Genomic DNA, 13,727 nt, shown 5'->3' with positions numbered 1-13,727 from the left:
CGGCATGCGCCGCAGTGGTTCCGAGGGCTCGAAGCTGCTCCGCTGCTCTGTCCGGGGGCTCAGCGTGAACCCTCCGTGGCCTCGCGGCCACGCTGGCGGAGCAGGGCCGCGGCCCGGGTCCGGACGCTGGCCATGGGGTGCTCTCGGGCCGCCTCCTCCAGTGAGGGCACCGCGGCCTCGCCCAGGTCCTTGCGGAGGAAGTCCTGGCAGGTGCCGTGGAACCGGTCACTGACGAGGCATCCGATCGCGTTCTGGATGACGACCGGCGCGTTGCGGTACGCGGCGTCATTGCGCAGCGCCGCCCGGTAGGCCGCCACGCCATCCACCCAGCGGAGGTTGTCGAAGTCGACGTTCCCCTCCAGGTAGCGGACATAGGCGCTTGTCGGGTACTTCGCCGCCAGCTTCTTCAACGCCGCCAGGGCCGCGTCCCGTCGCTGCGCCTTGATCAGCCGGTGGACCTCGTCGATGCCCGGGAGCTGCTCCACGACGGGCTGCCAGGCCGTGGCGCCCGTCGGAGCCTCCGCCGGTGCTTTCTCACTCGCGGGGGGCTTGGGCGACGGGCTTTCAGGGGACACAGGCGCCGGGCCCGCGGACCTCGAGGCCAACGCCCATCCGCCAAGGCCCACCGCGGCCAGGGAGAGCACGACCGCGCCTCCCACCACCCGGCGCGAGCGGCTCCGGGCGGGCGGGGGCGTCGTGGGGCCAGACCGGATCGTGGCCTCGGACTCCGCGGGAGCCACCGGCAGGGGCTCCGGAGCGCGGGCTTCGGCCTGAAGGTCCACCGGCGTCGCGCGGGGCTGCGCCCGGCCGTTCCGGGTCGCGAGCACTTCCTCCCTGGGACGTGACGGCGTGGGCGCGGAGGAGCGCGGCTCCCCCGAGGCATCGCCTGCCACGGGAGCCACGGAACGCACCGCCGGACCGGCCCCGGCCCCTTCGAGCGCGGCCAGGAACTCCGTGGCGGACTGGAAGCGAGCCCCCGGGGCCTTCTCCATCGCTTTCGCCAGCGTCGCTTCGAGCTCCGCGGAGAAGCCCGCGTCAGGTGCGGCGTCGCGCAACCGGGGCGGAGTCACCTCGCGCTGCATGCGCAGCAGCTCCGCGTTGCTGGTGGCGTTGAAGGGTTTCTTCCCGGTGAGAAGCTCGTAGAGCAGCACGCCGGTGGCGTACAGGTCCGTGGGCGGCCCCACCGGCTCGCCGTGGATCTGCTCTGGGGCCATGTAGGACGGAGTCCCGAGCATCATCCCCGACGTGATGCCCGTCACCTCGTCGCGCAACTTGGCGAGCCCGAAGTCGAGGATGCGCACCTGCTCCCCGAGTCCGACGGCGTGGGTGACGATGATGTTCTCGGGCTTGATGTCGCGGTGGATGATGCCCTGGTCGTGCGCATGGGCCAGACCCGCGAGCACCTGCCGCACGGCGCTCAGGGCCCGGGCCGGCTGCAGTGGGCCGTCGCGCAGCAGCGCCCGAAGCGTCTCGCCGGTGACGAAGTCCATCACCATGTACGGCGACTCCTGATCCACGCCGAAGTCGATGACCGACACGCAGCACGGATGGGTGAGGCGGCTCATCGCGCGCGCCTCCACCTGGAAGCGCTTGCGGAAGTCGTCATCGCGCGCCGCCCACGCGTGCAGGAACTTGATGGCGACGGACTTGCCCACCTCCAGCCGTTCGCCCCGGTACACCATGCCCATGCCACCGGCGGCGAGCCGCTCGATGATGCGGTAGCGCTCTTGCAACACCGAGCCGATGCGAGGATCCGTCACGGCCGTGGGCTCATTCATGGGCGCGCAAGATAACAAGTAGCGGCGCGAATCTTCTGCTGACCTGTCGTCGGTTCCTTCACGCACGCGCGGTGAAACGGCCGAGCTACTCGAAGGCGGTGAAGGAGAAGGTCGTCTGGAAATCGACGTCGGCTCCCTTGCTCATGAACGTGGGGGCCGCGGAGCCGCGCAGCACCACGTTGAACTTGCCATCGAGGAAGCGGGGGTAGTCGGCATCCGGAAGCGCTTCGGAGTCGAAATCCACCTCCATCGCCACAGGGCCGCTTCCGCTCGGCTCCGCAAGGTGGCCAGCGGCATAGGTGTTGTTGGACTCATTCATGAGGAAGAGCACCTCCACCCGGCCGTTGAACACCTCGGAGAGCGAGGCCACGCCTACGCTTCCGGCACCCAGCGTCAGGGTGAGGCTCTTCAACTCAACGCGCGAGGGCGACTGGCCATCCAGTTCCCGGCGAGCATCATCCACAAAGACCTTGAAGGGGTTGCCGGACTCGCTCTCGATACGCTTCTGCGAGGTAACGGTGCCGTTGGCGGTGTCCGAGGACTTGGCCTTGAGGTTGATGCCAACGGGGGCCGAAATGGACACCGGATCCCCGCAGCCAATCAGCGGGAGGGTGCACAGCACCAGCAGGAGAAAGCGGTTCACTTCGAGGGCTCTCTTTCAGCGGCACGAGCGCTCCCGGCCCAGAGCGCCACGGGTTGCCGCTTGTGTAGAGAGGACCCTCTGGCGGAGTCGCCGGCCACATGCGCGGGGGAGAGTTCTCCGAACCAGTGGCTTGGACAGCCCAATCGGGTTCGCTCCCCTCTAGGATGTCCGGACATGCCCACCACCACCTTCCGCAACGCCCGCGCCTCGGACCTGCCCACCATCATCCAGTTGCTCGCGAATGACGACATCGCGCGCTCGCGCACCGGTTACGCCGAGGAGGTCACTCCCGCAGTCGATGCCGCGTTCAAGGAAATCACCGCCGACGCGAACAACGAGATCGTCGTGGGCGAGCAGGACGGGCAGGTCATCGCCACGCTCCAGCTCACGTACATCCCGGGCCTGGGCCGCGGCGGGATCCGGCGGGCACTGGTGGAAGAGGTGCGCGTGCGCTCGGACCTGCGTGGGCAGCGCATTGGGGAAGCGCTGATGAATGAGGCGATGGAGCGCGCTCGGGCCCGGGGCTGCACCCTGATTCAGCTCACCACCGACAAGCGCCGCCACGAAGCCCAGCGCTTCTATGCGCGGCTGGGATTCGTGGCGAGCCACGAGGGCATGAAGCGCACGCTCTGAACGACTACTTCAAGGCGGCGGGGTCCATCCAGAAGGACTCCCACTGGTGGCCGTCCAGGTCCTCGAAGCTGCGCTGGTACATGAAGCCCTGGTCCATCTTCTCCTTGGTCTCCTTCGCGCCCGCCGCCAGCGCCTTCTCCAGCAGCGAGTCGACCGCGGCACGGCTCTCCGCCGTCAGGGCGATGATGGCCGCGGTGGAGGTCTTCGTGTCCGCGATCTCCTTCTTGATGAAGCCCTTGAAGAACGGCTTCACCAGCAGCATCGCGTAGATGTCCTCGCTGATGATCATGCAGGTGGCGTTGGCGTCGGTGAACTGGGGGTTGAACGTGTAGCCCAGCTTCGTGAAGAAACCGACCGCGCGGTCCAGCGACTCGACGGGGAGGTTGACGAAGATCTTGGTGCCCATGGTGCGTCTCCTGGCGGAAGAAAGTGGATGAGGTGAACGTCGCCTTCATCCACGCGACGAACCTGCTCCGGTGGGATCGACACCGGGTTTATTATTTCCCCGCGCCGCCGCCAACCCACCGGAATCACAGCACCTTGCCGGGGTTGAGCAGGCCCAGCGGGTCGAGCGCGCTCTTGATCGCCTGGTGCAGGCGCAGCGTCTCCGGCCCCAGCTGCGCGCCCAGGAAACCGCGCTTGAGGGACCCCACGCCGTGCTCGCCCGTGATGGTACCTCCCAGGGCCAGCGCCGCGTGCAGGATGTCATCGAACGCTTCCTTCGCCCTCGCGAGCGCCTTCGGATCCTTCCGGTCGAAGACGACGGTGGGGTGCATGTTCCCGTCGCCCGCGTGCCCGAACGTCCCGATGAGCACCCCGTGCTTTCCCGCGATGCGCTCCACCGCCGCGAGCAGCTCCGGGATGCGCACGACAGGCACGCCCACGTCATCCAGCAGCGTGGCACCGCGCTGCTCCAGCGCGGGGAAGGCGAAGCGACGGGCGCCCATGAGCAGCTCACCTTCGACTTCGTCGGCGGTGCTCATCACGGAGGTCGCTCCGGCCCGCTCGCAGGCCGCGACCATCAGCGCCAGCTCCTCTTCTCCCTGCACGCCGCCCGCGTCGGAGCGCGCAATGAGCAGGGCCTCGGCCTCGACGTCCAGGCCCATGGGCTTCCAGGACTCCACGGCGCGCACGGTGGTGCGGTCCATCAGCTCCAGCACGGACGGGCGTGAACGCTCCATGATGTCGCAGACGGCCGTGCCCGCGCTCACGAGCGTGGGGAACGCGGCCACCAGCGTCGTCGCCTTCGACGGCCGGGGCCGGAGCCGCAGCGTCGCCTCGGTGAGGACGCCCAGTGTGCCCTCCGAGCCGATGAAGAGCCGCGTCAGGTCGTAGCCCGCCACGTTCTTCACCGTCCGCCCGCCAGTGCGCACCACGGTGCCGTCCGCGAGCACCGCCTCCAGCCCCAGCACCGCGTCACCCGTCACGCCGTACTTCACGCAGCACAGGCCTCCCGCGTTGGTGGCCAGGTTGCCGCCGATGGAGGAGAACTCCCAGCTCGCGGGATCCGGTGCGTACCAGAGGCCCTGCTCCGCGGCGGCGGCCTTCACCGCGCCGTTGAGCGCACCGGGCTGGACGACGGCCAGCATGCCGCGACGGTCCACCTCCAGGATGCGGTTCATCCGCATGAGTGACAGGACGATGCAGCCGTCGCTCGCGTTCGCGCCACCCGACAGGCCCGAGCCCGCGCCCCGAGGCACCACCGGCACGCGCAGCGCCGTGGCCACGCGGAGCACGGCCTGCACTTCGGACGTGGACGCGGGCCGCACCAGCACCCTCGGCATGCTCGAAGGCGCCCACTCCGCCTGGTCGCGCCGGTGCGCCGCGAGCACGTCCGGATCCGTGATGACCGCCTCCGCTGGCAACACCTCCGCCAGCGCTCGCTCCACGTCGACCGTCATGAAGGCCTCCCAGGCTCTGGAACGTGAACGCCGGGCCGGCCACCCGTCATCCGTTCCCTGGCTCCCCAGCTTGCCTCGGAGCCGGAGCCGCTTCACCCACAAGGTCCCCCGTAGCGGATGGATTCAGGGGAAGATGGGGCCCGGATGACGACCCGAACAGCCGAGGCGGACCTCATCCAGACCCTGACGTCCCTCGAACGCCCGCTGCCCACGCGGCTGGCGAATCCCTTCCATCCAGCGTCTCCCGGGCCCTGGGGGCTGCGTGCGGCGGAGATGCTCCAGCAGCGGCTGCGACAGGAACCCGCGTACACCGAAGCCTTGTGGCGGCCGAGCGGCGGCAAGATGTTCGGCGTGCTGGTGGTCGCGGCGCCCGACGGACGGGTGGGGTTCCTGAGCGCCTTCTCCGGGATGCCGAAAGGTGCGTGGAACGTGGAGGGTTTCGTGCCGCCGCTGTTCGACCCGGTGGCCCGCGACGCGTTCTGGCCCGAGGGAGAGGCGGATCTGGCCGCGCTGGGACATCAGCATGCGGCGCTGTCCCGGGAGGCCGAGATGCTGCGCGCGCAGGGGGACGCTCCTTCGCTGCGCGACGTGGAGGCGCTCCTGGCGGAAGTGGAGCACGTGCGCGCCGAACGTTCACGAGCCCTGTGGCGGCAGGTGACCCAGGGATATGTCATTCCCAATGCGCGCGGTGAAACCCAGACATTGGCCTCGCTGTTCGCGCCCAAGCCTCCACCCGGTGGCGCCGGTGACTGCGCGGCGCCCAAGTTGCTGGCGTATGCCTTTCGCAACGGATTGACGCCTGTGGACCTCGCGGAGTTCTGGTGGGGAGCACCGCCGCTCGATGGCCGCAGGGAATCCGGTGCGTACTACCCGGCGTGTGACAACAAATGCGGCACGGTGCTGCCGTACATGTTGCAGGGATTGGATGTGGAGCTGCCGCCTCCCACCGCGCCAGCCGTACCCGAACCGCCCGTCCTCCATGAGGACCCCTGGCTCCTCGTGGTGGACAAGCCCGAGGGGCTGCCCACGCTCCCCGGACGCCATGCGCCCACGCGCGACTCGGTGCTCGTCCGCCTCCAGCCCCGGTTCCCGGAGCTGACCTCCGCCAGCTCCCTCCACGAACTGGACCCCGAGTCCTCCGGCCTCCTCGTCATCGCCCGGGACGCGGAGACCCGCGCCTCGCTCCAGCGCCAGTTCTCCCAGCGCGAGGCGGAGCACCGTCACGTCGCCTGGGTGGACGGCCGCGTGGAGGGAGACTCGGGCCTCATCGACCTGCCGCTGCGCCCGGTGGCCCACGCGTCATTGGAGGACTGCGTGGACGCCCGCCACGGCAAGCGGACCCGGAGCGCGTGGAAGGTCCTCCAGCGCGAGGCGGCCCGGACCCGGGTGGAGTTCGTTCCAACGACCCATCCGGCCCACACGTTGCGTATCCATGCAGCGCATCGCCTGGGGCTGGGACTGCCCATCGCCGGGGACGCGCGCTTTGGACGAGAGGACGCGCGGCTGATGCTCCATGCCGACGCGCTGACCTTCGTGCATCCACGCACGGGCGAGCGTCTGTCATTCACCTCGCCCGCGCCGTTTTGAAGTCTGGCGGCGTGAATTGTTTGATCAATTCAAAGGCTCGCGGCGACCAAGGGAAAAGGAAGGGCGGGAAGGCCCTTCATGAACAGACACCCCTACCTTGGAGAGGAATCCCATGGCCTACGCACGCAAGAACTCCGGCTCGAAGTCCATCATCGCGGGCCTGCTGCTGGCCGCGACGGCGCTCACCGGCTGCGGAGAGGACGACATCAAGCGCAAGTACCAGGGGACGTACGAACTGGATCTCCAACTCGACACCGGCGCGAAGGTGGCCGAGGGCGACCTGGACGTGGGCTTCAGCGTCTACAACGACGATGAAGCCATCATCTCGATGAACCAGCTGCTGTGCACCCTCTCCGCCAGCTACATGGGGAAGGTCGCCGGGCCCGGTGCGGAAGGCGGCGAGGTGGAGTTCGAGCTGCTGCGCGACGTGCGCCCGGATCAGATCCTCGCGTGCCCCGTGCCCGCGGAGTTGGGAGAGAACCTCTGGCTGCAGTTCCGCTTGGGCACGGGTCGCGTGGAGAACCAGCAGCTGACCATCGACTACTCCGGAACGGTGCAGCGGGGCACCCTGGAGGAGCTCGCGGCGGGCGGCGGCACGCGCGTGGGGTCCTTCGGCTACACGTTCCTGGGCAATGAGGTGGCGCTGCCCTGATGCACTCCCGTCGTCCACCGCGCGACACCGGGTGTGGCGGGCCCCAGCGGCTTTCCACATCCGGTCCTCGTCGCGGCGGACGTCGGATGCCATGCATTGACCCCTCCCGTCAGGTGCTTGCGCGATTCCTGCGTTGCGCGCATACCCTGGCTTTCGCGAAGTGGGGGGCAGGGGTCGTGCTCGAACTCAATTTGGAAGCCGAAGCCTGGATGCCCTTGTCGGGCGATGCGGAGCGCCACGCGCTGGACCATTCGTGGCCCTCCTCGGAAGAGGGCTGCGTGCGCTTCGTCGTGGGCGAGGACTTCTTCCGCCTGGAGCACGACGTCCGCCTGGAGCTCTACCGCGAGCTGGCGGAGCGGATGCTCGGCGTGTTCCGCGAGCTCACCCCGCTCGGCGGCTGGCTCTACGCGTTGGATCCGCAGCACCCCTGCTACCGCCTCCACCCGCACGTCCGCTTCGAGACCGGCGCGACGCTGGAGGAGATGACCGGGCTCTACACGCGCGAACACATGGAGCGCGTGGAGCGCGGCATCCACCCGCCGTCGTTCGAACCGCGCTGGGCCATGGACGTCCACCCGGCGGGGGACCCGGAGCACCTCTTCGCGCCGCCGGACTTCCACTTCGTCTTCGCCGCGCGCTACCGCGTGGGCAACTTCGACGGGCTGGAGGCCCCGGGCCGAGGCCCCATCGAGACGGAGACCTACGAGCTGCTGGGACACCGCCTCATCGCCGCCGTGGAACGGAACCCGCCGGCGCTCTTTCAGCGCGCGCGCAGGTTGGGTCCTGACGACTGAGGGGAAGCCGGAACGTCAGGCCGGCCGGGGCACGGTGCGCGGGCGGGGCTCACCCTCGTAGTAGAGGTTGGCGCGCCCCTCGCCGTAGACGACCAGCACCCGGTCGTTCTCCTCCAGGAGCCCCGACGTCTTCTGCGTGACCTTGCGGACCAGCGTGTCGAGCTGTGCCGGACCCTGCTTGCTGCTGGCCCGGACCGTGACGACTGGCATTCGGTGTTCCGCTCCTGGTGACCTCCCGCGACGGCAGGAAGGGCGTTGCGTGTCATAGCCAAGGGAACACTTCGTTGACAAGTGCGCGCTGCCACGGTGGATAGAGGTCATGCTCCACCTCGCTCGCGCATTGCTGGTTGTTTCGCTTGCCCTGGTCTCCACCACCGCCGCCGCGCAGTCGCGCGAAGCCCTGGACCTGCGGGGCCACGTGTCGCCCACGCCCGCCTGGCTGCCCCGGGGCATCTTCCTGGGCACTCAAATCAACAACGGCGCCATCATCCCCAACCTGCGCATCCAGTGGGAGTTCACCATCTTCCAGGACCGCAAGGACGCGTGGATCGCCGTCCTGGAGGGTGGGGTGGGGTGGGCGGCGTCGTTGCCCGACAGCGCGCTGGCGGACCGGAACCTCTACCTGCCGGTGTCCTCCTACTACGAGCACACGGCGCAGCTGGGATTCGGCTACCGCAACCACCTGCCGGGCAAGGCCCACTGGGGCTTCCAGGTGACGGGCGGCCCCACCTTCTACGGCGCCCACTTCACCACCCAGCCCCCGGACCGCCGCGTCGCGGGCACCGTCCAGGGCCGCGTCCAGATTGGCTACCAGCTGCCGCGCGACGTGGGCGTGGGCCTGGCCCTGAGCTACGCGGAGCCCTTCGGCCTGAAGAACCGCAGCTTCGCGCGTGACTTCGTGGGTGGCGTTAACATCGGATTTTTCGCGGATTGGCGGTAGGGGCGCGGTACACTCCATGAGCGAGAGTGGCCCCGCCTGCCGGTGCGGGTAGGGCGCCGCTTCCACGTCCATGGCCGAGCTGCTCAGTGCCCACGTCGCGCGCTACCTGCGCAACCGCGAGGAGTTCGAACGGGGACTCCCGGCGGGTCTCCTCCTCTTCACGCCTCCCCTGGGCGCGGTGCCTCCTTCCGACCTGGAGGAGTACCCGGTGCGGACGGTGACCAACGCCGGTCCGCCGACGCTCGGTCAGGATGAACCCATCGTCTTCCCGCTGCTCAAGTCCCAGGGCAACGCCTTCGGCCGGGGCATCACCGTGGGGCGCACCAGCAACAACGACGTCGTCCTGGATGACGGCAGTGTGTCCCGGTTTCACGCGTGGTTTTCCCGGGACGCGGGGGATGCCGGTTTTCGGCTGACGGATGCGGGCTCGAAGAACGGCTCGTACGTGGTCGGGAGCCGGCTGTTGGCTCGCAAACCCAGGGCGTTGGAGGACGGGATGCGGCTGCGCTTCGGCCAGGTGGAGGTCAGCTTCTACACGGCCGGAGGCTTCGCGCGCCTGCTGTCGGTGCGGCTACAATCCTGAAGTCTTGCCACGTCTTCGGCGGCCTGCATAACGTGCGGAGTCACCCTCTAGGCACGGATGGGAGCGTTCGCGGTGGCCTTGACCACAGAAGCCTTCGGGCTGACCGATGTCGGCCGGAAACGGCAACACAACGAAGACGCGATGATGGTGGACGCGTCGCTCGGCCTGTTCATGGTCGCCGATGGCATGGGCGGACACGCCGCGGGTGAAGTCGCCAGCGCGCGGGCCACGGAGGTCGTCAAGCAGCACATCGCGGCCAACCGGCACCTGCTCAAGGACCTGGCGCAGAACCCCACGGCGGACAGCCGCTCCGCCGCGGCCGCGCTCGTGGAGGTGGCGGTGCAGCGCGCGTGCGCGGACATCTACCGCACGGCGATGACGGACGCCTCCAAGCGAGGCATGGGCACCACGTTCGTGTGCCTGGCCGTGGGCGGCAACAAGGGCGTCATCGGCCACGTGGGCGACAGCCGCGTGTACCTGGTGCGTCACGGGCAGTGTCACCGGCTCACCGAGGACCACACGCTCGTCGCCGCGCAGCTCAAGGCCGGCACCATCACCAAGGAGCAGGCCGCCACCTCGCAGTACCGCAACGTCATCACCCGCGCGGTGGGCATCCAGGAGTCCGTCCAGGTCGACACGCTCATCGTGGACCTGATGCCGGGCGACGTGTTCCTCCTCTGTTCGGACGGCCTGCACGGCTACGTCGAGGACGAGGAGATTCTGCCGCTGGTCGCGGGGCTGCAGCCCGGGGACCTGCCGCGCAAGTTCGTGGAGATCGCCAACGAGCGCGGCGGCAAGGACAACATCACCGCCGTGGTGGTGAAGGTGGCCGGCGACAGCGCGGCGCTCGCCAGCGAGGAGACGAGCGAGGCGCAGTCGCGCATGGAGGCGCTGCGGAAGATCCCGCTCTTCCGCCACCTCACGTACAAGGAGCAGACGGCGGTGTTGTCCATCGCCACCACGCGCACCTACCCGGCGGGTCGGGAGATTGTCGTGGAGGGGCAGCCGGGCGAGGAGCTCTTCGTCGTCATCCGGGGCCGGGTGGCCATCGAGAAGAACGGCGTGGAGATCGCGGAGCTGCGCTCGGGCGGGCACTTCGGCGAGATGGGCCTCATCGACAACGCGCCCCGCTCCGCCACCGTGCGCGCCACGGAGCCCACGCGGACCATGGTCATCGCCCGCTCTGACTTGATGGGGCTGATGAAGCGCGAGGCCATCCTGGCGGTGAAGATGCTCTGGAGCTTCGTGCAGGTGCTGAGCGACCGGCTGCGCGCCACCAACTCGGAGTTGAGTGAGGCCCGGCAGGAGCTGGCGGTGGCGCAGGCCATCCAGCCGTTCGCGGAGGACTGAGCGGGAACTCCACCGACCCCCGGGGCGTCTTCAAGAGGACGCTCTGGAATTTCCCGGGGGAAACCGTCGTTGGGGGGCCGGCCTGGGAGTAAGGTCCCGGCCGCGTACACATGCGCAAATGGGTCTTCATCGCGGTGGCTGCCGTGCTGGCGCTCGCCGCAATCGTGCTGGGGCCCCGGTGGGGTACTCCGGCCGCGCGCCCCGTCTCGCCCGTCTCCGCCAGTTCCATCCGCCAGGGGATGCCCGCCTTCAACGCGGTGGCGGTGTCGTCTGGTTCGCAGGAGGGGCTGACGCTCACCGGGCGAGTGCTGGACGGCAACGGCCGGCCTGTGGCGGACGCGGAGGTGTCGCTCGCGGCTTCGGCGGAGCGGACGCTGGCGGACGTGCGCTGCGACGAGTGCGGACTGGCGCTGCTGGCCTGCACCGCGCACGAGACGGCGCTGCACACGCGGGCCTTCTTCGAACAGCAGCAGGGCTTCCTCACGGCGCGCGCCACGGTGCGGACGGACGCGGAGGGGAAGTTCCGCTTCGAGCACCTGGCGGGCGTGTCCTTCACGGTGTGGGCGCGCTCGGCGGGACTGGGCGTGGCGCTCAAGGACCGCGCCGCGCCGGGGGAGGCGGTGGAGCTGTACCTGCCGCCCTTGCGGAGCATCACCGGCACGGTGGTGGATGACTCCGGCCATGCGAGGCCCGGGGCGCGCGTGCGCGCGGTGTCGCGCAAGGTGCCGTTGCCCTTCGAGGCCGTGGCGGGCGCGGGCGGGGCCTTCACGTTGTCGGGCCTGGGCGAGGGCCCCTTCTACGTGCTCGCGGACGCGGAGGGATTCCAGCCCGCGGTGGCGCAGCACGTGGAGGCGGACTCGCAGCCTCTGCGCCTGAAGCTGACGCCTTCGCGCACGCTGGAGGTGCGCGTGCTGCGCGAAGGGGCGCCCGCGGCGGCGACGGTGCGCTTGCGTGGCGACCACCTGACGCGCGAGGAGCACACGGAGGCGCAGGGCGGGCCGGTGCGCTTCAACGGCCTGTACCCGGATGAGGTGGTGGTGACGGCGGAGGCGCCGGGCTTCGGCTCCGCGCCCCAGACGCTCACGCTGTCGCAGCGGGTGACGCAGGTGACGCTGGTGCTGGAGGCCGCGGGCCGGTTGCTCGTCACGATTGTGGATGAAGACGGCCAGCCGGTGCCCAACCCGCAGCTGCTCCTGCGCACGGTGGCGGGCGACCTCATCCGCCGCGACGCGGTGCCCACCGGCGCGTTGGCGGAGCTGGGGCCGTTGGCGCCGGGCGAGTACGTGCTGGAGGGGCAGGCGGAGGGCTTCACCGCGGCGCAGCTGCCCGCGCGCGTGGCACCGGGCGAGACGCCGCTGGAGCTGGAGCTGGCGAAGGCCACGGTCATCAGCGGGCAGGTCATCGACGAGTACGGCCGGCCCGCGGCGGGCGTGTCCGTGCTGGTGCAGCCCACGGGCGGAGTGGTGAACGCGGGCGAGGATGGCCACTTCACTGCGCAGGTGCCCATGCCGGGGCTCTACACGCTGCACGCGCACCACTCCGAGTGGGGCGGCGGCAGCGTGCAGGCGTCAGCGCCCGCGACGGATGTGACGCTGTCGCTGGAGGCGAAGGCCGGCGCGGACGTGACGGTCACGAGCGGCGGCCGGCGGGTCGAGGGCGCGGACGTGACGATGTGGGCGGATCCGGAGAACATCTTCCGCAGCGACCGCCCCTCCGGGCCGGACGGCGTGGTGCCCATGCGGGGCCTGCCACCGGGCACGTACCAGCTGGTGGCGTCGCATCCGGAGTACCTGCCGTCGAGCCCCAAGTCGGTGACGGTGCAGGACGGTGGGAAGCAGCAGGTGACGGTGGAGCTGGAGGCCGGCGCGCAGCTGACGGGCGACGTGGTGGACGAGGACGGCCAGCCGGTGGTGGGCGCGGTGATGAGCGTGGCGCCGCGCGTGGCGGAGCCGACGCAGTCGGATTCGAGCGGCCACTTCGAGTTCCGAGCGCTGCGGCCGGACCGCACCTACGTGGTGGAGGCGCGCCACGCGAGCTACGAGCCGATGGAGCGGCCGCAGGGCAAGCCGGGCGGGCCGCCGGTGCAGGTGAAGATGCGCCGGCGCACGACGTTTCGGGGCCGCGTGGTGGATGACTCGGGCCAGCCGGTGCGCCGCTTCCGGATGGACGAACACGACGTGAACAGCCCGGATGGCCGCTTCGAACTGCCGCTGTCCACGGCGGGGGACCGGCTCATCGTGGCGGTGGATGCGGCGGGGTACGAGCCGCAGGTGGTGGACCGCCCCGCGACGCCGCAGGACATGGGCGACATCGTGCTGGTGAAGGCGCCGTCAGTGTCCGGGCGGGTGCGGGATGCGTCGGGTGGTGCGGTGCCGGACGCGGTGGTGACGTGCGACGTGTGCGACGGGTCGGTGCTGTCCGGGCCGGATGGCAACTTCACGTTGGCGAGCCCGCCCTTCGTGCCGCGCTTCACGCTGTCCGCGCGCAAGGGCAAGGTGAGCGGCACGCAGGAGGTGCCGCGAGGCAGCACTGCGCCGGTGGAGCTGACCCTCAAGCCCGCGACGCACCTGAAGGGCCGGGTGTACCTGGCGGACGGGAAGCCCGCGGCGGGCGCGCAGGTGGAGGGGCTCAACGCGGACCGCAGCGAGTCGGTGTCGCTCATCACCGGCGCGGATGGCAGCTACAGCGCGGACCTGTCGCCGGGCAACTACCGCTTCGTGGTGGGCGGGCGTGGTGCGGGCCAGCCGGCGGTGGTGGTGCAGGTGGCGGGCGCGGACATGACATTGGACCTGGGCCCGGTGCCGGGGACGGGCTCCGTGACGGTGTTGATCCAGCCGGAGCGGGGCAAGGCGCTGTGGGTGGTACC

General features: G+C 70.0%; 13 protein-coding genes. 8 read left to right on the top strand and 5 right to left on the bottom strand.

Annotated elements, in window-relative coordinates:
* Window positions 1-59 precede the first annotated feature (59 nt).
* Together D7Y15_RS00065 and D7Y15_RS00060 are read right to left on the bottom strand one after the other, a co-directional pair.
* Window positions 60-1,778 (bottom strand): serine/threonine-protein kinase, encoded by a 1,719-nt coding sequence (locus D7Y15_RS00065; RefSeq protein WP_121751308.1) that lies wholly within the window; start codon window positions 1,776-1,778, stop codon window positions 60-62.
* A gap of 85 nt (window positions 1,779-1,863) precedes the next feature.
* Window positions 1,864-2,421 carry a hypothetical protein gene (locus tag D7Y15_RS00060; RefSeq protein ID WP_121751307.1) on the bottom strand — a complete coding sequence of 186 codons (558 nt, stop codon included), beginning with the start codon at window positions 2,419-2,421 and terminating at the stop codon, window positions 1,864-1,866.
* A 174-nt stretch (window positions 2,422-2,595) separates the two neighbouring features.
* Here D7Y15_RS00060 and D7Y15_RS00055 point away from each other — a divergent pair, with 174 nt between their 5' ends.
* Window positions 2,596-3,054: a GNAT family N-acetyltransferase gene (locus tag D7Y15_RS00055; RefSeq protein ID WP_120578885.1), complete on the top strand. Its 459-nt coding sequence runs from the start codon at window positions 2,596-2,598 to the stop codon at window positions 3,052-3,054.
* Between the two features lie 4 nt (window positions 3,055-3,058).
* On the opposite strand, the gene D7Y15_RS00050 is transcribed toward D7Y15_RS00055, so the two are convergent.
* Window positions 3,059-3,460, bottom strand: coding sequence for a VOC family protein (locus D7Y15_RS00050; RefSeq protein ID WP_121751306.1), 402 nt, complete (start codon window positions 3,458-3,460; stop codon window positions 3,059-3,061).
* Window positions 3,461-3,584: 124 nt separating this feature from the next.
* The gene (locus tag D7Y15_RS00045; RefSeq protein ID WP_121751305.1) at window positions 3,585-4,955 is read right to left on the bottom strand and encodes an FAD-binding oxidoreductase; all 1,371 of its coding nucleotides are present in this window, start codon (window positions 4,953-4,955) and stop codon (window positions 3,585-3,587) included.
* Window positions 4,956-5,099: 144 nt separating this feature from the next.
* Between D7Y15_RS00045 and D7Y15_RS00040 the strand changes: the two genes are divergently transcribed.
* The 3 genes from D7Y15_RS00040 (at window position 5,100) to D7Y15_RS00030 (ending at window position 7,988) form a co-directional block, all read left to right on the top strand.
* Window positions 5,100-6,542, top strand: a complete 1,443-nt coding sequence (locus D7Y15_RS00040) for an RluA family pseudouridine synthase (RefSeq protein ID WP_121751304.1) — start codon at window positions 5,100-5,102, stop codon at window positions 6,540-6,542.
* Window positions 6,543-6,654: 112 nt separating this feature from the next.
* Window positions 6,655-7,194: a hypothetical protein gene (locus tag D7Y15_RS00035; protein ID WP_121751303.1), complete on the top strand. Its 540-nt coding sequence runs from the start codon at window positions 6,655-6,657 to the stop codon at window positions 7,192-7,194.
* A 176-nt stretch (window positions 7,195-7,370) separates the two neighbouring features.
* Window positions 7,371-7,988, top strand: a complete 618-nt coding sequence (locus D7Y15_RS00030; RefSeq protein ID WP_158624493.1) for a DUF2716 domain-containing protein — start codon at window positions 7,371-7,373, stop codon at window positions 7,986-7,988.
* Window positions 7,989-8,003: 15 nt separating this feature from the next.
* On the opposite strand, the gene D7Y15_RS00025 is transcribed toward D7Y15_RS00030, so the two are convergent.
* Window positions 8,004-8,198, bottom strand: a complete 195-nt coding sequence (locus D7Y15_RS00025; RefSeq protein ID WP_120578891.1) for a hypothetical protein — start codon at window positions 8,196-8,198, stop codon at window positions 8,004-8,006.
* Between the two features lie 109 nt (window positions 8,199-8,307).
* On the opposite strand from D7Y15_RS00025, the gene D7Y15_RS00020 reads away from it, so the two are divergent.
* The 4 genes from D7Y15_RS00020 to D7Y15_RS00005 all read left to right on the top strand — a co-directional run.
* The gene (locus D7Y15_RS00020) at window positions 8,308-8,928 is read left to right on the top strand and encodes a hypothetical protein (protein ID WP_120578892.1); all 621 of its coding nucleotides are present in this window, start codon (window positions 8,308-8,310) and stop codon (window positions 8,926-8,928) included.
* 70 nt (window positions 8,929-8,998) lie between these two features.
* Complete coding sequence (locus D7Y15_RS00015; protein ID WP_121751302.1) at window positions 8,999-9,511, top strand: FHA domain-containing protein; 513 nt, start codon at window positions 8,999-9,001, stop codon at window positions 9,509-9,511.
* Between the two features lie 57 nt (window positions 9,512-9,568).
* Window positions 9,569-10,861 carry a Stp1/IreP family PP2C-type Ser/Thr phosphatase gene (locus D7Y15_RS00010; RefSeq protein WP_120562662.1) on the top strand — a complete coding sequence of 431 codons (1,293 nt, stop codon included), beginning with the start codon at window positions 9,569-9,571 and terminating at the stop codon, window positions 10,859-10,861.
* Window positions 10,862-10,971: 110 nt separating this feature from the next.
* Window positions 10,972-13,727: carboxypeptidase regulatory-like domain-containing protein (locus D7Y15_RS00005; protein ID WP_121751301.1), on the top strand; the 2,756-nt coding region annotated here is incomplete at its 3' end.

Source organism: Corallococcus sp. AB030, assembly GCF_003668965.1.
Classification (GTDB): domain Bacteria; phylum Myxococcota; class Myxococcia; order Myxococcales; family Myxococcaceae; genus Corallococcus; species Corallococcus exiguus.
The sequence above is the reverse complement of the archived record's forward strand: the minus strand, read 5'-3'. Positions and strand labels throughout refer to the sequence as shown.